19 protein-coding genes are annotated in these 16,658 nt (G+C 72.1%); 10 read left to right on the top strand and 9 right to left on the bottom strand.

Translation table 11 applies throughout. From position 1 onward, the window contains the following. The first annotated feature begins 3 nt into the window (after positions 1-3). The 6 genes from WMF24_RS38000 (at position 4) to WMF24_RS37975 (ending at position 5,953) form a co-directional block, all read left to right on the top strand. A complete protein-coding gene (locus tag WMF24_RS38000; protein ID WP_437732342.1) occupies positions 4-1,239 on the top strand; it encodes a phosphoglycerate kinase in 1,236 nt (411 codons plus the stop codon). A gap of 5 nt (positions 1,240-1,244) precedes the next feature. Further along, a complete protein-coding gene (gene tpiA / locus WMF24_RS37995; RefSeq protein WP_437738903.1) occupies positions 1,245-2,078 on the top strand; it encodes a triose-phosphate isomerase in 834 nt (277 codons plus the stop codon). Positions 2,079-2,184: 106 nt separating this feature from the next. Next, a complete protein-coding gene (gene secG / locus WMF24_RS37990) occupies positions 2,185-2,457 on the top strand; it encodes a preprotein translocase subunit SecG (RefSeq protein WP_437732341.1) in 273 nt (90 codons plus the stop codon). Between the two features lie 6 nt (positions 2,458-2,463). Continuing rightward, positions 2,464-4,164 carry a hypothetical protein gene (locus WMF24_RS37985; protein WP_437732340.1) on the top strand — a complete coding sequence of 567 codons (1,701 nt, stop codon included), beginning with the start codon at positions 2,464-2,466 and terminating at the stop codon, positions 4,162-4,164. Next, positions 4,161-4,835, top strand: coding sequence for an acyltransferase (locus WMF24_RS37980; RefSeq protein ID WP_437732339.1), 675 nt, complete (start codon positions 4,161-4,163; stop codon positions 4,833-4,835). The genes WMF24_RS37985 and WMF24_RS37980 overlap by 4 nt, the downstream gene beginning before the upstream one ends. Beyond that, positions 4,832-5,953 carry a DegT/DnrJ/EryC1/StrS family aminotransferase gene (locus WMF24_RS37975; RefSeq protein WP_437732338.1) on the top strand — a complete coding sequence of 374 codons (1,122 nt, stop codon included), beginning with the start codon at positions 4,832-4,834 and terminating at the stop codon, positions 5,951-5,953. Before WMF24_RS37980 ends, WMF24_RS37975 begins: the two co-directional genes overlap by 4 nt. Positions 5,954-5,963: 10 nt before the next feature. Here the strand turns inward: WMF24_RS37975 and WMF24_RS37970 are convergent, their stop codons facing one another. Further along, positions 5,964-6,362: a hypothetical protein gene (locus tag WMF24_RS37970; RefSeq protein ID WP_437732337.1), complete on the bottom strand. Its 399-nt coding sequence runs from the start codon at positions 6,360-6,362 to the stop codon at positions 5,964-5,966. 581 nt (positions 6,363-6,943) lie between these two features. On the opposite strand from WMF24_RS37970, the gene ychF reads away from it, so the two are divergent. The 3 genes from ychF to WMF24_RS37955 all read left to right on the top strand — a co-directional run bounded on the left by ychF (position 6,944) and on the right by WMF24_RS37955 (position 9,465). Beyond that, positions 6,944-8,035 (top strand): redox-regulated ATPase YchF, encoded by a 1,092-nt coding sequence (gene ychF / locus WMF24_RS37965; RefSeq protein WP_437732336.1) that lies wholly within the window; start codon positions 6,944-6,946, stop codon positions 8,033-8,035. Between the two features lie 168 nt (positions 8,036-8,203). Further along, positions 8,204-8,857, top strand: a complete 654-nt coding sequence (locus WMF24_RS37960) for a hypothetical protein (RefSeq protein WP_437732335.1) — start codon at positions 8,204-8,206, stop codon at positions 8,855-8,857. Then, on the top strand, positions 8,839-9,465 hold the full coding sequence (locus WMF24_RS37955; RefSeq protein ID WP_437732334.1) for a hypothetical protein: 627 nt from the start codon (positions 8,839-8,841) through the stop codon (positions 9,463-9,465). The genes WMF24_RS37960 and WMF24_RS37955 overlap by 19 nt, the downstream gene beginning before the upstream one ends. A gap of 37 nt (positions 9,466-9,502) precedes the next feature. On the opposite strand, the gene WMF24_RS37950 is transcribed toward WMF24_RS37955, so the two are convergent. Then, the gene (locus WMF24_RS37950) at positions 9,503-10,057 is read right to left on the bottom strand and encodes a DUF4142 domain-containing protein (protein WP_437732333.1); all 555 of its coding nucleotides are present in this window, start codon (positions 10,055-10,057) and stop codon (positions 9,503-9,505) included. A gap of 311 nt (positions 10,058-10,368) precedes the next feature. On the opposite strand from WMF24_RS37950, the gene WMF24_RS37945 reads away from it, so the two are divergent. Further along, complete coding sequence (locus WMF24_RS37945) at positions 10,369-10,644, top strand: hypothetical protein (protein ID WP_437732332.1); 276 nt, start codon at positions 10,369-10,371, stop codon at positions 10,642-10,644. A 47-nt stretch (positions 10,645-10,691) separates the two neighbouring features. Here WMF24_RS37945 and WMF24_RS37940 read toward each other — a convergent pair whose 3' ends face one another. The 7 genes from WMF24_RS37940 to WMF24_RS37910 form a co-directional block, all read right to left on the bottom strand. Beyond that, complete coding sequence (locus tag WMF24_RS37940) at positions 10,692-11,048, bottom strand: 2Fe-2S iron-sulfur cluster-binding protein (RefSeq protein WP_437732331.1); 357 nt, start codon at positions 11,046-11,048, stop codon at positions 10,692-10,694. Next, complete coding sequence (gene hscA, locus WMF24_RS37935) at positions 11,048-13,078, bottom strand: Fe-S protein assembly chaperone HscA (protein WP_437732330.1); 2,031 nt, start codon at positions 13,076-13,078, stop codon at positions 11,048-11,050. The genes WMF24_RS37940 and hscA overlap by 1 nt, the downstream gene beginning before the upstream one ends. Before the next feature lie 2 nt (positions 13,079-13,080). Then, a complete protein-coding gene (gene hscB, locus WMF24_RS37930; RefSeq protein ID WP_437732329.1) occupies positions 13,081-13,611 on the bottom strand; it encodes a Fe-S protein assembly co-chaperone HscB in 531 nt (176 codons plus the stop codon). 55 nt (positions 13,612-13,666) lie between these two features. Next, entirely contained in the window at positions 13,667-14,152 is a 486-nt protein-coding gene (locus WMF24_RS37925) for a HesB/IscA family protein (RefSeq protein ID WP_437732328.1), read from the bottom strand. Positions 14,153-14,206: 54 nt separating this feature from the next. Beyond that, a complete protein-coding gene (gene iscU, locus WMF24_RS37920) occupies positions 14,207-14,662 on the bottom strand; it encodes a Fe-S cluster assembly scaffold IscU (RefSeq protein ID WP_437732327.1) in 456 nt (151 codons plus the stop codon). Between the two features lie 71 nt (positions 14,663-14,733). Continuing rightward, positions 14,734-15,951, bottom strand: a complete 1,218-nt coding sequence (locus tag WMF24_RS37915; protein WP_437738902.1) for an IscS subfamily cysteine desulfurase — start codon at positions 15,949-15,951, stop codon at positions 14,734-14,736. Between the two features lie 17 nt (positions 15,952-15,968). Beyond that, positions 15,969-16,592, bottom strand: a complete 624-nt coding sequence (locus WMF24_RS37910) for a MerR family transcriptional regulator (protein ID WP_437732326.1) — start codon at positions 16,590-16,592, stop codon at positions 15,969-15,971. Positions 16,593-16,658 lie beyond the last annotated feature (66 nt).

The raw sequence follows: 16,658 nt of genomic DNA, 5'->3' as shown, positions 1-16,658 counted from the left end.
GCCGTGAAGCTCACCGGAATCCGCTCTGTCGAGGACCTTGCGCAGGCCGGCGGCGCCGCCGGTCTCAGCGGCAAGCGCGTCTTCATCCGCGTCGACTTCAACGTCCCGCTCGACAAGAAGACGGGCAAGATCACGGACGACTCGCGCATCCGCGAGGCGATCCCGACGATCAAGCTCGTCATGGAGGCGGGCGCGAAGGTGATCCTCGCGTCGCACCTCGGCCGCCCGAAGCCGGGCAAGACCGAGGGGCTCTCGCTGGAGCCGTGCGGGGGGCGGCTCAGTGAGCTCACGGGCTACGAGGTCCACCTGCCCGACGACTGTGTCGGCGACTCGCCCAAGAAGGTCATCTACGACCTCCGGGCGGGCCAGATCTGCCTGCTCGAGAACCTCCGCTTCCACCCGGAGGAGGAGCAGGACGACGAGGCCTTCGCGCGCCAGCTCGCCGAGCTGTGCGACGTCTACGTCGACGACGCCTTCGGCGCCGTGCACCGCGCCCACGCGTCGGTGCACGCGCTGCCGCGCCTCATGCGCGAGCGCGCCGCCGGCCTCCTCCTCCAGAAGGAGCTCAAGGCGCTGAGCCGGCTCGTCGATCGCCCGGAGAAGCCGTACGTCGCCGTCCTCGGCGGCGCCAAGGTCTCCGACAAGATCGACGTCGTCGAGGCGCTCCTCAACGTGGTCGACACCCTGTGCATCGGCGGCGCGATGGCGAACACCTTCCTCGCCGCGCAGGGCAAGAACGTGCAGAAGAGCCGGATCGAGGAGGACAAGCTCCCCCTCGCGCGCACGATCATGAGCAAGGCGCGCGACCGCGGCATCCAGCTCCTCCTGCCGGTCGACGTGGTCGTCGCCTCGGGCATCGACGCGACGCAGGGCGAGCCCGCGTCGGTCGACTCGATCCCCGAGGGCACGATGGCGCTCGACATCGGGCCGCGCTCGGTCGAGCTGTTCGGCAAGGCGATCGAGAAGGCGAAGACGGTGTTCTGGAACGGCCCCATGGGCCTCTTCGAGACGCCGGCCTTCTCCAGGGGCACGTTCGACGTCGCGCGCATCATGAGCAACGCGCCCGGCTTCACCGTGGTCGGCGGCGGCGACAGCGCCGCGGCGGTCAAGGTGGCCGGCGAGGAGATCGCCCGCGGCTTCAACCACATCTCGACCGGCGGCGGCGCTTCGCTCGAGCTCATCGAGGGCAAGCGGCTGCCGGGCGTCGAGGCGCTCCGGTCGGCCGAGGTGAGCGAGTGAAGCCCGTGAACGACGGGGGCACGCCCGAAGGCACGGGCGTCGCCCCGCGGGCGGCCTCGCGTCGTCCGCTCATCGCCGGCAACTGGAAGATGAACGCCGGGGGGCAGGACGCCTGTCCCCTGGCGGCGGCCGTCGCCAAGGCGACCCGCGAGCTCACGCGGGCCGAGGTGGTCGTCGCCCCGCCGTTCACGGCGATCGCCGCCGTGGCGCACGAGCTCGCGGAGGCGAAGAGCGAGGTCGGCATCGCGGCGCAGAACATGAGCCCGGAGCTCTCCGGGGCGTTCACCGGCGAGATCTCCTCGGGCATGCTCAAGGACGCCGGCGCGAGCTGGGTGATCCTCGGCCACAGCGAGCGGCGGCAGCTCTTCGCCGAGACGGACGAGTCGGTCGCCCGGAAGGTCGCCTCGGCGATCGCCGCCGAGCTCCGGCCCATCGTCTGCGTCGGCGAGACGCTCGAGCAGCGCGATGCGGGCGAGACGCTCGCCGTCGTCGAGCGCCAGGTCCGGGCCTTCCTCGACGAGCTCGCGAAGCAGCCCGGCTTCGGCGTCATCGCCTACGAGCCGGTCTGGGCGATCGGGACGGGCAAGGTCGCGCGCGCCGAGGACGCCCAGGAGGTGCACGCGTTCATCCGCGGCCTGCTCGCCAAGGCCTCGGAGGACCTCGCGTCCGTCACGCGCATCCTCTACGGCGGCAGCGTCAAGGCGGACAACGCCGAGGGGCTGCTCGGCCAGGACGACATCGACGGCGCGCTCGTCGGCGGGGCCTCGCTCGACGCCGCCGGCTTCGCCAAGATCGTCGAGGCCGCGCACCGACTGGCGGAGCGCGCGGAACAGGGGTAGATCGCGGGCCGCTCCCGCCCGACCGCGGGAGCGCCGGCCTGCCCTCCGTCCCAGGTTGCCCCCGGGCCCGCCGCGCGGGCCGGGATCTCCCAGCAGAAAGACGCCGATGCTTCACACGTTCCTCAACATCCTGCACGTGTTCGTCTGCCTGTTCCTGATCCTCGTCGTGCTCCTCCAGCAGGGGCGCGGGGGCGGGATGGGCTCGGCGATGGGCGGCGCCACGGCGCAGGTGTTCGGCGGCCGCGGCGCGGGCAACTTCATGACCCGCCTCACGGCCGTCTGCGCCGCCGTCTTCATGGCGACGAGCGTGTCGCTCGCCTACCTCTCGTCTGCGGGTGATCGCGAGCTTCGCGAGTTCGAGCGATCCCAGGAAAAGTAGGCCGGCGTGCGACGGCCCGCTCCCGCGCCGGGGAGGGAAGCGGGCGGGGCGCTCGACGCGGGGTCGTCCGTGGGAGGGGCACCCGCCTCTGCCGCCCCCTTCGCGGGCGACCTGGCCCTCGTTGCCCTCGCCAAGGCCGCCGTCTCCGCGCTGGTCCTCGCGCTCGGCTTCCGCGCCGTGAGCGACGACGACTTCGCGCGCGTGGTCCTCGCGCAGGCGTGGGCGCACGCGCCCCGGCTCGACCCGACCGGGACGAGCTGGCTCCCTGTCCCTTTCTGGCTGAACGGCGCGATCTTCCGCGTTCTTGAGAGCGTCTTCGCGCCGAGCCTGGAGGTCGCCCGCGCTGTCGCCTTCGCCCTCGGCGTCGCCTCGGCGGCGCTCGTGTACATCTCCGCCCGGTGGATCACGGGCGACCGCCGCGCCGCGCTCGCCGGCGCGCTGGTCGCCGGCGCTTTCCCGTGGAGCGCGTGCCTCGGCGTGGCGACGGTCCCCGAGCTGCCGACGGCGGCCCTCTCGCTGTTCGCGGTGGCGTCGCTCGCGACGCCGCCCGCCGGGCCCGCGCCGCCCGCCGGGCGCGCCCTGCTCGGCGCGCTCGCGCTCGTGCTCGCGACGCTGTCCCGGTACGAGCCATGGCCCGTCGCCGTCGCCTTCGCCGCGATGGCGCTCCTCGCGGCCGCCCGCCTCGGCCAGGGCCGCGCCGCGCAGGCGAAGCTCGCGCTCGCGGCGCTCGTCGCCCTGGCCGGGCCAGCGGCGTGGATCGCGTGGAACCGCGTTGCCCACGGCGAGGCGTTGCACTTCCTTGCCCGCGTCGCCGCGTACCGCAGCGCCGTCAGCCCCGGCGGCGACGGCACCCTGCTGCGGCTCTTCGCGTACCCCGCCGCGATGGTCCGCGAGGAACCGGAGCTCTTCCTGGCTCCCCTTGCGCTCGCCCTCGTCGCCTGGGGCGCCCGCCGCGGCGCCGTGCGTGGGGAGGGCGCCGTGCGCGGGGAGGAGGCGCGGACGCCCGGCCGCCCGTTCCCGCCGCTCCTCCGCGCGGCGCTCCCCTACGCGCTGCCCGGCGCCGTCGCCGCCTTCCAGATCGCGGCGCTCTCGCTCGCCCTCGTGCGCGACGGCGCCCCCACGCACCACCCCGAGCGCGCCACCCTCCTCGCGCTGCTCCTCCTCGCGCTCGCCGTCGGGGATCTCACCGCGCGCGCCTTCCGGGGCGCATCGACCGGGGCGCGACGCGCGCTCGGCGGCGCGCTGCTGGTGGTTCTCTGCGTCGGGATCTTCTTCCGGCCGCACCTGCGGCGCGAGCACTTCAACCCGCGCACCGACGAGGTCGCCATCGGCCGCGCCGCCGCGGAGCTCACGCCCCCCTCCGCGCCCGTCCTCGTCGAGGTCGTCGACTACGGCCACCTCGCCGCGCTCGCCGCGCTGGGCCGCCCAGGGAGCGCGCACCCGGATCGCTCGATCGACCCCCGCGATCCCCCGGCGCGATCGAGCTTCGACGACCCCGCGTCGCTCGCGCGCCGCGCCGCCGAGGTCGGCGCGGCCTACCTCATCGGGCGCGTCAGGCCGCCCGTCACCGCCCTCGCGGGCCCGCCGCTCGCGACGCGCGGCGCCTGGGGGCTCTGGGCCGCGCCCGCTCCCACGGGCGGCGCGCCGCCGGCCGCGCCGGAGGAGCGCGCCCCGGGCGCCGCGCCCTCCGCCGAGGCGGCGCCGTGAGCCAGCTCGCGAGGCCGTTCTTCGCGCACGCGTCGGCGTGCATCGACGAGCCCTGCGACATCGGGGAGGGGACGAGGATATGGCACTTCTGCCATGTCTCCGCGGGCGCGCGGATCGGCCGCGCCTGCGTCCTCGGGCAGAACGTCTTCGTCGCGGGCAGCGCCGTCATCGGGGACGGCGTCCGGATCCAGAACAACGTGTCGGTCTACGACGGCACCGTCGTCGAGGACGACGTGTTCCTCGGGCCGTCCGCGGTCCTCACCAACGTCATCAACCCGCGCGCGCAGATCGACCGCCGCGCCTTCCTCGACAGGACGCGCATCCGCCGCGGCGCCACGGTGGGCGCGAACGCCACCGTCGTCTGCGGCGTCACGATCGGGCGCCACGCCTTCATCGGCGCCGGCGCCGTCGTCACCCGCGACGTCCCCGACTACGCGCTCGTCACCGGCGTCCCGGCCCGTCGCGCCGGCTGGATGAGCCGCCACGGCCACAAGCTCGTCGCCTCGAGCGACGGCCTGATGCGCTGCCCGGAGAGTGGCTACCGCTACGAGCGCCGCGGCGACGTCGTGCGCTGCCTCGATCTCGACGAGGACGCGCCGCTCCCGGCGCCCCGCGCCGCGGCCGCGCGCCGCTACCGCGAGCTCCCCGCTGCGGAGGACACCGACGAATGACGCCGCCGCCCGTCCCCTTCTTCGATCGCGCCCGCGGCGATCTCGCCATGCAGGAAGAGCTCTCCGCCGCGTTTCAGTCCGTCGTCCAAGGCGGCCAGTACATCCTCGGTCCGGAGGTCGAGGCCTTCGAGTCGGCGTGCGCCGCGTACCTCGGCGTCCGGCACGCCGTCGGCGTCTCGTCCGGCACCGACGCGCTGCTCGTCGCGCTGATGGCGCTCGGCGTCGGCGCGGGCGACGAGGTGGTGTGCCCGGCGTACACGTTCTTCGCGACCGCGGGCGCCATCCACCGCACCGGCGCGCGGCCGGTGTTCGCGGACGTGCTCCCCGGCTCGTTCAACCTGGATCCCGCGTCCCTGGCGGGCGTCCTGACCGAGCGCACCCGGGCCGTCGTCGCGGTCCACCTCTTCGGCGACTGCGCCCCGATGGACGAGCTCCTCGCGGTCGCGGGCGGCCGCGGCCTGCCGGTCATCGAGGACGCGGCCCAGGCCTTCGGCGCCGAGCGCGCCGGCCGCCGCGCGGGCGCGCTCGGCCTCATGGGGTGCTTCTCGTTCTTCCCGACGAAGAACCTCGGCGGCTTCGGCGACGGCGGGCTCGTGACCACCGACCGAGACGATCTGGCCGAGCGCGTCCGGTCGCTGCGCGCCCAGGGGGCACGCAGGAAGCACCACCACACGCTGGTCGGCGGCAATTTCCGGCTCGACGCGCTCCAGGCGGCGCTCCTGCGGCGGAAGCTCCCGCGGCTCGGCGCGCTCCTCGAGCGGCGCCGCGCGCACGCCGCGCGGTACGCGGCGCTCCTCGGCGGGGCGGGCCTGCCCCTGTCGCTGCCCGACGTCGGCTCGGTCGGGCACACGTTCAACCAGTACGTCATCCGCCTGGAGGACGCGTCCCGGCGCGATCCGCTGCGGAGCTTCCTCGCCGAGCGGGGCATCGGCACCGAGGTCTACTACCCGACGCCGCTGCACCTGCAGCCCTGCTTCTCGCCGCTCGGCCCGCCGGCCGGCTCGCTCCCGGTCTCGGAGGCCGCCGCGCGCGAGACGCTCGCGCTCCCGATCTTCCCCGAGCTCACGGACGAGGAGATCGCCCGCGTGGCGGCCGCCGTCTGCGCGTTCTTCGGCTGACCGGCGGCGCCTAGGCGCGCTTCGGCGGGATGGGGTACAGCTCGGCGAGGTCGTCGTTCCGCCGGAACCCGAGCGCCTCCCGGTGGACGCGCAGCTCCCAGAGCGCCTGCTTCGCCGCGTCCCGCTGCCGGTTGAAGGCCGCGACCCGGGCCGCCCGCTCCTCCGGGTCCGCGCCCCTGTGCTGGGCGAGCTCGTCGAGGGCCTTGCCTTGGAGCTCGAGCTCCAGCAGCGCGACGTTGATCTTGTCCTCGGACCTGCCGAGCGCCGAGGCCATCTCCCGGAGGATCTCGCCGGCGAGGTCCGAGGGGCCGGAGGCGGGCAGGCGTTGCCGGAGGCGGTCGAGGTAAGGGCTCCTGTGCCCCTCGCTCTTGAGCTGGTCGACGAGCTTCTTCCAGGTGGGCTCGGCCATGTCGTGGCAGCGTAGCAGCGCCCACGGAACGCACAGCGCAGGCCGGGGTGCGGTGCCGCAACCCGACCGAGGTTGAGCCCGCGACCCGGCGGAGGTTGAGCCCGCGGCGGCGACCCGCCCGAAGTTGGGCAACCTGACCAAGGTTGGACCGACCCAGGTTGAGCCCCGCGGCGCCCGACCCAGGTTGAGCCCCCCGCGCCCGACCCAGGTTGAGCCCCCCGCGCCCGACCCAGGTTGAGCCCCCCGCGCCCGACCCAGGTTGAGCCCCCCACGCCCGACCCAGGTTGAGCCCCGCGGCGCCCCGCGACCGACCCAGGTTGAGCCCCCCGCGCCCGACCCAGGTTGAGCCCCCCGCGACCGACCCAGGTTGAGCCCCGCGGAGCCCCGCGGCGGAGCCCCCGCGGCGCCTCCTGGTCCGCGATCGTGAAGAGGCATCGCGTCGGATGCTGCTGAGACCGTCTGCCAGCTCCCGGGCGGGATCGTGGCCAGCGACGCGCTGCCGCGGCTCTCAGGGATCCCCTTAAGGCAACTGCACTACGTAGCCGGGCCGCGCGGCGTGGCCTGTGCTAGACGTGCGCGCCATGAGCGTCGAGGTCGGCATCGTCGGACTGCCCAACGTGGGCAAGAGCACCCTGTTCAACGCGCTGACGGCCGCCAAGGCCGAGGCGCAGAACTACCCGTTCTGCACGATCGAGCCCAACGTCGGCGCCGTCCCTGTCCCCGACGACCGGCTCGCCACGCTCGCGAAGTACATCAAGAGCGAGAAGATCATCCCGGCCATGGTGCGGGTGGTCGACATCGCCGGGCTCGTGCGCGGCGCGAGCACGGGCGAGGGGCTGGGGAACAAATTCCTGAGTCATATCCGCGAGGTAGACGCCATCCTCCACGTGGTCCGCTGCTTCACCGTCGCCGATGTCGTCCACGTCGATGGCGGCGTCGACCCGATCCGCGACATCGACACGATCGAGACCGAGCTCATGCTGGCCGATCTCGCGTCCCTCGAGGGGATGCTGGAGCGCACGCGCAAGCAGGCGAAGGGCGACAAGGAGCTCCTTCCGAAGATCGCGCTCATGGAGCGCTGCCTCGAGGCGCTCCAGGCCGGTAAGCCTGTCCGCGGGCTCTCCTTCGACGACGAGCAGCGGAAGGTCGTGAAGACGTTCGGCCTGATCACGGCGAAGAAGGTCCTCTACGTGGCGAACGTCGACGAGTCCGACGTCTCCGGCACGGGCCCGCTCGCGTCGAAGGTGCGCGAGCGCGCGGCCTCCGAGGGCAGCGGCGTCGTGCCGGTCTGCAGCAAGCTCGAGTCGGAGCTGAACGAGCTCGCGCCCGACGAGCGCAAGGAGATGCTCGAGAGCCTCGGCATGAAGGAGCCGGCGCTCGCGACGCTCGCGCGCGAGGCCTACCGGCTCCTCGGCCTGCAGAGCTACTACACGGCGGGTCCCAAGGAGATCCGCGCCTGGACGATCCCGGTGGGGTGCACGGCGCCGCAGGCGGCCGGGGTCATCCACAGCGACTTCGAGAAGGGCTTCATCCGGGCGGAGGTCTACAGCGTCGACGACCTCGTCGAGCACAGGACCGAGGCGGCCATCCGCGCGGCCGGCAAGCTGCGCGTCGAGGGCAAGACGTACGTCTTCCAGGACGGCGACGTCACGCACTTCCTCTTCAACGTCTGACGACCGACCGTCGGCGCTGTCCGGCGAGCGCGCCCGCTGCGCGGGTGCGCTGGCATCGCCGTTGCCCCCTCGGCCGCACAGGCCGCGCCCGAACCCCGGTCCCGGTTTTTTGACCCCCCGGATCCGCTCGGCTACCTCCGTCCTCTCACGAGACGAAAGGACGATCGTTTGGGCGCACTCAAAGGATCCATCTCATTCTCGAAGTTCTATGTCCGCGGCGACCTGCCGGACGGGTTCCGGGACAGGTTCGTCGAGCGTATCCGGCTCCGCGCGTTCCGGCCGCTCACGGTCGAGGAGGACGCCGACCAGCGCGCCGGGTGGTGTTCCATCGAGAACCCGCTCGATTGCGAGCTCGATCACGGCAAGATCTTCTTCAACTCCTACCTGAACCTCGGCCTCAGGACCGATCGCTGGCAGGTGCCCTCGGCGCTCTTCAAGGCGCATTTCGCCGAGGCCGAGCGCGAGCACCTCGCGAAGCGCGGGCGCGAGAAGCTCGGTCGCCGCGAGAAGGAGGAGCTCCGCGCGGTCGTGTCGCGCAAGCTCCGCGCGCAGCTCATGCCGGTGATGAAGGTCGTCGACCTCTCCTGGAACCTCGAGGCCGGCGTCGTGCGGTTCTGGAACCAGTCGCCGCGCGCGCACGAGGGGCTCGCCGAGCTCTTCGAGGACACCTTCGAGCTCGATCTCGTGCCCGAGAGCCCCTACACGGCCGCCCGGGAGCTCGGCCTCACGGCCGAGCAGCAGAGCGCCTTCGAGCTCCTCAAGCCCACCGTCTTTCACGCTGATTCCACCGCTGGAGGTGCCCTGTGGGCCTCGCCGAGCTGATCGAGCAGCGCCGCTTCGTCGGCCGTGAATTCCTTGTCTGGCTCTGGTTCGAGAGCGAGCTCTTCGAGGGCCGCTTCTCCCTGGACGCCCTCGGCGCCTGCGAGCTCTGGCTCGAGGGGCAGATCACGCTCGTTCAGGAGAAGGAGCAGAGCCGCCTCAAGGGCGCGGCGCCGAGCAGCGCCCCCGAGGCCCACGAGGCCCTGCGCCAGGGCAAGCTCCCGTCGCAGGCGCGCGTCCGCGTTACCCGCGGCGAGCTCGAGTACGCCTTCCTCTTCAACGCCGACGCGTTCGCGCTCTCCGGCGTCAAGATCCCGAGCGTCGTCAAGGACGCTGCGGACGAGCAGTTCTACGAGCGCATGTACCTCATCGAGGAGCTCGAGACGCTCTTCACCGCGCTCTATGGCGAGTTCCTCGCCCTGCGCTTGTCGACCTCGTGGGAGCCCGCGGTGGCGCCGTTCGTCCGCGCCTGGGTCCGGGGCGAGCCGGTCGACGTGGATGCCTACAAGAAGCTGAAGGCCAGGCTCGCGCCTGTCCGCGGCGCGGCGAGGTCGAGGACGACCCCGCCGCCCGCGGAGGCGCCCCAGCGCGCGGCGCGCGTGGTCGCCTGAGCTCCTCGACGCGCGGGCGCCGGGAGCCCGCGCGCCGCTACTTCCCCTTCACCTTGCCGTGGACCTGCCTCGCCAGCGCGAGGTGCTCCCGCAGCTTCGGGAGCGTCGCGGCGGCGAAGCTCTTCACGTCGGCGTCCTTCGCCTCTTTCGAGGCCTTCTCGAACGCCTTGATGTCGTCCTCGTGGTCGTCGACCATCGCGCTCATGTACGCGCGATCGAACTCCGCCCCTGTCTTCTTGGACAGCTTGTCGACCTCCTCGCGGTGCTCCTGATCGAGCTCCCCGGGCGCGAGCACGCCCTTGCGCTGCGCGAGCTCCGCGAGCTTCTTGTTCACGGCCGAGTGGTCGTCGATCATCCGCTGCCCGAAGCTCTTCACGTCCGGGCTCCCGGCCCGCTGCTGCGCGAGCTGCCCGAGCCGCACCTCCAGGAGCCCATCCAGCGCCGCTTCCTCGACGAACTTCCGATCCTCCTTGCTCAGCGCGGCTTTGCCGGCCTGGGTGGTTTGCCCTCCCGTCGCGTCCTGCCCCTGCGCGGCCGTCGCCGCCGACAGGAACGCTGCAAGCACGGTCGTGAGCAGAACAGGCTTGATCATGTCACTCCCCTCCTTGTCTCGAACGGCCGATCGCGCCGAGCCTCCGTGGAGCCGGGCGATCCAGCGCTGCGGCCCGGCGCTTCGAGCCGGACCGCCCGCGTCGTTTTGTCGTGAGCCCCCGGCGCGCCGGCAAGGGGCGGAGCGCATGAGGCGGACCGACAGCGCTGCGGTCGAGAGCGCGCGCCCGGGCGTCTCACGGGGCGCGCCGAGCCCACCGGGCGGAGCCTCAGCGCGGAAGGCGGCGCCTCGTTGCAAGGCAAAACACCCAAGAACTGGGCCTCTGCCGCGCGCACCCTCTACCCTGGCCGCCTGTGGTCGGCGATTTCTTCAAGCGCCTCACGAACGGCGTCGTGTTCCTCCTCGCCGCCCTGACGTTCTTCCTCGTCCCCATCGGCAGGAAGACGGCCGCGCAGCACCTCGTCGCGATCTTCTCGACGCCGCCCGCACAGGAGGCCGCCTCGGCCTTTGCCCACATCGCTCGCCGCATCACAACGGAGGCGCGATCCGAGCTGGACAAGCTCCGCAACCCGCCGCCCGCGCCGCGCGAGCCGAAGCCACCGACGGCGAAGGCGAGGCCGCCGTCCTAGGCGCGCCGAGCCCGCCGCGCCCACAGCCCGCCCGCCGAGCAGACGGCTCAGCTCTTGCGCGGATCCTTCACGTTCGGGTGCTCGTTGTAGAACGCGTCGAGGCTCTCCCGGGCGATCTCGGCCTCGATCTCGCCGTCTCTCACGATCTTCGCCTGACAGCCGAGGCGGCTGCTCGACCGCACGTCGAAGGCCTTGTCGAGGATGTCCTCCTCGTCCTCCTCGGCCTCGCTGAGGAGCTCGCGCCCCTTCGTGACGTAGACGTGGCAGGTGGAGCACGCGCAGACGCCGCCGCACGCGTCGCCCTCGGGCGCGCCCACCGCCTTCGAGGCCTGGAGGACGGTCGAGCCCACCGGGACCTCGCTCTCCCACGCGCTGCCGTGCGCCAGAAAACGGACCTTGGCCATCAGCTCCTCCTCGCCTCGACGCCCGCGTTGACGTCCACCGATCCCTGGCTCGAGCCGCCCGCCTCGGCCGGCGCGCGGCTCGCTTCGCCCCCTGCGTGCTCGGCCAGGTGCGCGTCCACGCCCTTCGCCGCGGCGACCGTCGCCTCGACGTCCTCGACCTGCTTGCCCGCGATCGCCCGGGCCACGGCGCGGTCCATTCGCCGCCCCGCCCACGCACGCGTCGCCTCGTCGAGCGCCTCCGTGCGCGCCTGGATCAGCCCCGGCTTGTCCCCCCGGATCGCCGCGTCGAGCGCGCTCAGCGCGCCCTCGATCGCCTCGCGCTCGCCCGGCTCGAGCAGGTCCGCGTCGGCGGCGAGCGCCTTGCGCGTCGCCATCGCCACGCGCTCGCCCTCGACCCGCGCCTCGACGAGCCGCCGCTTGAGGAGGTCCTCTTCCCCGTGGTCCAGCGCCGCGAGGAGCATGTCCTCCACCTCCTCGTCCGTCAGCCCGTAGCTCGGCTTGACCTCGACCTTCTGCTCGACCCCGGTCGTCAGCTCGCGCGCCGTCACCCCGAGCAGGCCGTCGGCGTCGACGCGGAACGTCACCTCGAGCCGCGCCATGCCCGCCGGCATCGGCGGGATCCCCTTCAGCACGAAGCGCGCGAGCGACCGGCAGTCGGCGGCGAGCTCCCGCTCGCCCTGGACGATGTGCAGATCGAACCCGGTCTGGTTGTCCGCGTAGGTCGTGAAGACCTGCCGCGCCCCCGCCGGGATCGTCGTGTTCCGCGGCAGGATCTTCTCCGCGACCCCGCCCATCGTCTCGATGCCGAGCGACAGCGGCAGCACGTCGAGCAGCAGCACCTCGTCCGCGCGCTCCATCGAGCCAGCCAGGATGTCGGCCTGGATGGCCGCGCCCAGCGCGACGACCTCCTCCGGATCGATGTCCTTGAGCGGCTCCTTGCCGAACAGCCTCGCCACGTACTCGCGCACGTACGGCACGCGCGTCGCGCCGCCCACGAGGATCACGCCGTCGACGTCCCGCGCCTCGACCCCCGCGTCGCGCAGCGCGCGCCGGCAGGTGGCGCCGGTGCGCTCCAGGAGCGGCGCGATCAGCGCGTTGAGCTCGTCGCGCGTGACGGTGACGACCTTCGACGCCGCGCGCTCGCCCTCGCGCCCGTCTTCACCGGATGACTGCACGGGCAGCTCGATCTCCACCCGCTCCGCGTCGGTCAGCGCGTGCTTGACGCTGCGGGCGGTGTCGAGCGCGAGCCGCACCACCTCCGGCGTCCGCCGCGTCGCGCCCATCTCCTCGAGCAGCCGCTCCGCGAGCGCCCTGTCCATGTCGTCGCCGCCGAGCGCGCTGTCGCCCCCGGTCGACTTCACCTGGAAGACCCCGTCGTCGAGCAGGAGGACGGTGACGTCGAACGTCCCGCCGCCGAGATCGTACACGGCGAAGAGGCCGTTCTGCTGCTTGTCGAGCCCGTACGCGAGCGCCGCGGCCGTCGGCTCGTTGAGCAGGCGCAGCACCTCCAGCCCGGCCAGCCGCCCGGCGTCCTTCGTCGCCTGCCGCTGCGCGTCGTCGAAGTACGCCGGCACCGTGATCACCGCGCCGCCCACGGACCGGAGCTCGCGCTCGGCCGACGTGCGGAGCTCCTTCAGGATCTCCGCCGACACCTCGACGGGCGTCACGACCCGGTCCCGCACCTTGAAGCGCACGCTCTTCGCGTCCTCGGGGCCCTTCGGCTCCGCGAACTCGTACGGCCCGAGCCGCCGCGTCTCCGGGTCGTTCGCGCCGCGCCCCATGAAGCGCTTCACGCTGACGATCGTCTCGCGCGGGGAGCTCTGCGCGAGCCGCCGCGCGCTCTGGCCCACGACGGCGTTGCCGCGCTCGTCGTAGTGCACGACCGACGGCACGAGGCGCTCTCCGTTGCAGTCGTCGATGACCACGGGGCGGCCGTCGCGCACGCGGGCGACGAGCGAGTTCGTCGTCCCGAGATCGATGCCGATCGGGCTCGGCCTGGCCTTGGGGTCGAATATCTCCAGGAGGGTCATTTCTAAACCGTGAGTTCTTCTTCGATTGCGCTCACTTCGTCGAGGAAGCGCCGGATGTAGCGGAGCTCGCTCAGCAGGGCGAGCACGCCGTTCAGCTCCTCCGGGTCGCCCTCCGCCGCGGCGAAGGCGCCCTGGATCGCGGCGAGCGTCGCCTGCTCGCGCGCCCGCATCGCGTCGCCGAGGCGCGCGACCCGCGCGCCGTCGCGCGCCTTCGCCGCCTCGGAGAGCTCCTCGCGCGACTCCATCATCTCCATGAGCAGGGCAGGGGGGGCCTTCTGCCCGGCCTCCTCGCCCCGCGCGATCCCCGCGCGCTGGAGCAGCGCCTCGGCCCGGCGGATCGGATCCCGCAGGACGCGCAGCGCGTCGTTCGCCTCGATCGCGCGCCCGAGCGCCAGCCGTCGCTCGGCCGCGGGCGCGCCCGCGTAGCGATCCGGGTGGAGCGCGCGCGAGAGGTCGCGGTGGCGCTGCTCCAGCGCGCGCAGGTCGAGGTCGAACCGGGGCTCGACGCCCAGGGTATCGAAGGGATCGGTCATGTCGTGCTCGATGGAGGCGCCTCGGCGGCGGGGGCGGGCGCGCGCGGTGGCCGGCTCAGGCCACCGTGAACGAGTGCCCGCAGCCGCAGCGCGTCGCCTCTTGCGGGTTCTTGAACTTGAAGCCCTGGTACATGAGCGTCTTCTCCCAGTCGAGCACCGAGCCGCCCAGGTAGATGATGCTCTTCTTGTCGCAGAGGACGCGCACCGTGGCCTGGCCCGGCTCCGCGAACTCCAGGACGAGATCGCCGGACCGGGGCGGCCTGTCCTCGAACTCGATGACGTAGGAGAACCCGGAGCAGCCGCCGCCGCGGATGCCGACCCGGATGGCGCCCTCGGGCGTGCCGCGCTTGGCGAGCTGCGCCCGGATCGCCTGGACCGCGGCGTCGCTCACCGAGAGCGTCCGCTTCGCCTTGGCCGTCTCGGCCGCCGCGCCATCGCCGTGCGCGTGCGCTGCGTCCGCCGCCGCGGCGGGCGCGGGGTGGCTCCCGCCGTCCGTCGCCGGGGTCCTCGTGGTCGTGCTCGTCTCCTCGCTGCTCTGCATGGCGTTGCTCCTCTCCGGTGCCGTCGGCCGCCTCCGCCCGGAGGACCGGCGCTGTTACTCCGCGCTCGCCGTGGCGGCGCTCTCCTGGCCGCCCGGGGCTACCGGCGCCGTGCCGGAGATCGTCTTCTTCGCCTGCTGCTTGGCCCGGAAGTCGGCGATCGCGCTCTTGATCGCGTCCTCGGCGAGGACCGAGCAATGGATCTTCACCGGCGGCAGGTGGAGCTCCTCGGCGATCATGCTGTTCTTGATCGTCTCCGCCTCGTCGATCGTCTTGCCCTTCAGCCACTCCGTGGCGAGGGACGACGACGCGATGGCCGACCCGCAGCCGAACGTCTTGAACTTCGCGTCCTCGATGACGCCGCCCTCGCCGACCTTGATCTGCAAGCGCATGACGTCGCCGCAGGCCGGAGCGCCGACGAGCCCGGTGCCGACGCGGTCGTCGTTCTTGTCGAGCGTCCCGACGTTCTGCGGGTTCTCGTAGTGCTCGATGACCTTGTTGCTGTATGCCATGGCTCTCTCCTCGACCGTTCCCTTCTTCTCTTGAAACCTTGATCTGACGGTCCGGCGTCTCCGCGCCGTCGTCAGTGGGCCGCCCACTGCACGCTGTTGAGGTCGATCCCCTCTTTGTGCATCTCGTAGAGCGGCGACATATCGCGCAGCTTGTTCACCTTCCGGATCACGAGGTCGGCCACGTAGTCGACCTCCTCCTCGGTGGTGAAGCGCCCGAGCCCGAAGCGGATGGACGAGTGGGCGAGGTCGTCGCCGATCCCCATCGCGTGGAGGACGTACGAGGGCTCCAGGCTGGCGCTCGTGCACGCCGAGCCGCTGGAGACGGCCACGTCCTTGATCGCCATCATCATCGCCTCGCCCTCGACGAAGCTGAACGAGACGTTGAGGTTGCCCGGCAGCCGCCGGTCGGGCGAGCCGTTCAGCTGGATGGCGTCGAGCGCGCTCCAGAGCCGGTTCCTGAGCCGCTCGCGCAGCGACAGGATGCGCGCCGACTCGGCCTCTCCCTCCTGGATGAGGATCTCGGCCGCCCTGGCGAACCCGACGATGCCGGGCACGTTGAGCGTGCCGGACCGCATGCCGAACTCGTGGCCGCCGCCGTCCATCTGCGCGGTGATGCGGACGCGCGGCTTCGACCGGCGCACGTACAGGCAGCCGATCCCCTTCGGGCCATAGATCTTGTGGGCGGTCACCGACGCGAGGTCCACCCCCATCTGCTCGACATTGAAGGGGATCTTGCCCACGCCCTGCACCGCGTCGGTGTGGAAGAGGATACCCTTCGACTTCGTGATCTTGCCGATCTCGGCGATCGGCTGGATCGTGCCGACCTCGTTGTTGGCCAGCATGATCGAGACGAGGATCGTCTTGTCGGTGATCGCCCCGGCGACGTCGTCCGGATCGACCATCCCGTACTTGTCGACCTTGAGGTAGGTGACCTCGTAGCCCTGCTTCTCGAGCCGCTTGCAGGTGTCGAGCACCGCCTTGTGCTCGATGACGCTCGTGATGATGTGGTTGCCCTTGTCCTTGTAGAACTCGGCGACCCCCTTGATCGCGACGTTGTCGCTCTCTGTCGCGCCCGAGGTGAAGACGATCTCCTTCGGGTTCGAGGCGCCGATGAGCCTGGCGAGCGTCTCGCGCGCGTGGGTCACCGCCTCCTCGGCCGTCCACCCGAAGACGTGGCTCCGGCTCGCGGCGTTGCCGAACTTGCTGTTGAAGTACGGCAGCATGGCGTCGAGGACACGCGGATCGACCGGCGTCGTCGCGTGATAGTCCATGTAGATCGGAAGTTGGATACCCATGGTGTTCTCGTTCAGCGGTGATTCGAGCCCTGGCGGCAATGCCCGTTGCCGCCGCGGATCCCGGCGACGAGCTCGGGCTCGGCCTGGCTTTTGTCGTGAAGGTTACAGTTCGTGCAGGCGGCGACGAGCTCTGCCGGGTCGCACGTCTCGCAGGTATCGAGGTAGGCGAGGCTCGCGACGAGCTCGTGTTCCAGCGTCTCGAGGTGGGCGATCTGCTCCCGCACCTCCTCGAGCTTCTGCTGGTAGACGTCGCGGATACGCGACATCGCGCCGGGGGCTGACGAGGACGACTCCCAGGTCGAGACGATCTGCTGGATCTGGCTCAGCGACAGACCGAGGTCGTGGAGCTTGCCGATCCACCGGACCCGGGTGAGGGCGGCGTTGTCGTAGAGCCGGTAGCGCCCCTTGGAGCGCGCGTGCGGCCTGAGCAGCCCGACCTCCTCGTAATGATGGATGGCCCGGACCGTCTTCCCGGTCGCCTTGGCGATGTCCCCCACCTGGAGGAGGCGGTCGTCCTCCTCCGTTGGGTCGGCCTCCAGCCGTCCGTCCGTTCGGGACGTGCTGGACGCGAAGGGTCCTGCGATGCTTTGCTCGCAGGCCTCGTGGGCGACGGGTAGATGGTGCCGGGTTGTCATCGCGTGGACCCTGACCCTTACGTATGCGTGAGGGTTGGGGACCTTGTAGGGCGCCAGGCCAAGCCT

Source organism: Sorangium sp. So ce1335 (assembly GCF_051521615.1).
Classification (GTDB): Bacteria; Myxococcota_A; Polyangia; order Polyangiales; family Polyangiaceae; genus Sorangium.
Note: the sequence above shows the minus strand (reverse complement) of the source record. Positions and strands in the feature narration are given on the sequence as shown.

What these genes read in the sequence shown, in the direction of transcription:
- iscU (WP_437732327.1), bottom strand. Translation starts at nt 14,662, where the DNA reads ATGGCATACAGCAACAAGGTCATCGAGCACTACGAGAACCCGCAGAAC.
- hscA (WP_437732330.1), bottom strand. Translation starts at nt 13,078, where the DNA reads ATGACCCTCCTGGAGATATTCGACCCCAAGGCCAGGCCGAGCCCGATC.
- WMF24_RS37910 (WP_437732326.1), bottom strand. Translation starts at nt 16,592, where the DNA reads ATGACAACCCGGCACCATCTACCCGTCGCCCACGAGGCCTGCGAGCAA.
- ychF (WP_437732336.1), top strand. Translation starts at nt 6,944, where the DNA reads ATGAGCGTCGAGGTCGGCATCGTCGGACTGCCCAACGTGGGCAAGAGC.
- WMF24_RS37925 (WP_437732328.1), bottom strand. Translation starts at nt 14,152, where the DNA reads ATGCAGAGCAGCGAGGAGACGAGCACGACCACGAGGACCCCGGCGACG.
- hscB (WP_437732329.1), bottom strand. Translation starts at nt 13,611, where the DNA reads ATGACCGATCCCTTCGATACCCTGGGCGTCGAGCCCCGGTTCGACCTC.
- WMF24_RS37950 (WP_437732333.1), bottom strand. Translation starts at nt 10,057, where the DNA reads ATGATCAAGCCTGTTCTGCTCACGACCGTGCTTGCAGCGTTCCTGTCG.
- WMF24_RS37940 (WP_437732331.1), bottom strand. Translation starts at nt 11,048, where the DNA reads ATGGCCAAGGTCCGTTTTCTGGCGCACGGCAGCGCGTGGGAGAGCGAG.
- secG (WP_437732341.1), top strand. Translation starts at nt 2,185, where the DNA reads ATGCTTCACACGTTCCTCAACATCCTGCACGTGTTCGTCTGCCTGTTC.
- WMF24_RS37970 (WP_437732337.1), bottom strand. Translation starts at nt 6,362, where the DNA reads ATGGCCGAGCCCACCTGGAAGAAGCTCGTCGACCAGCTCAAGAGCGAG.
- WMF24_RS37975 (WP_437732338.1), top strand. Translation starts at nt 4,832, where the DNA reads ATGACGCCGCCGCCCGTCCCCTTCTTCGATCGCGCCCGCGGCGATCTC.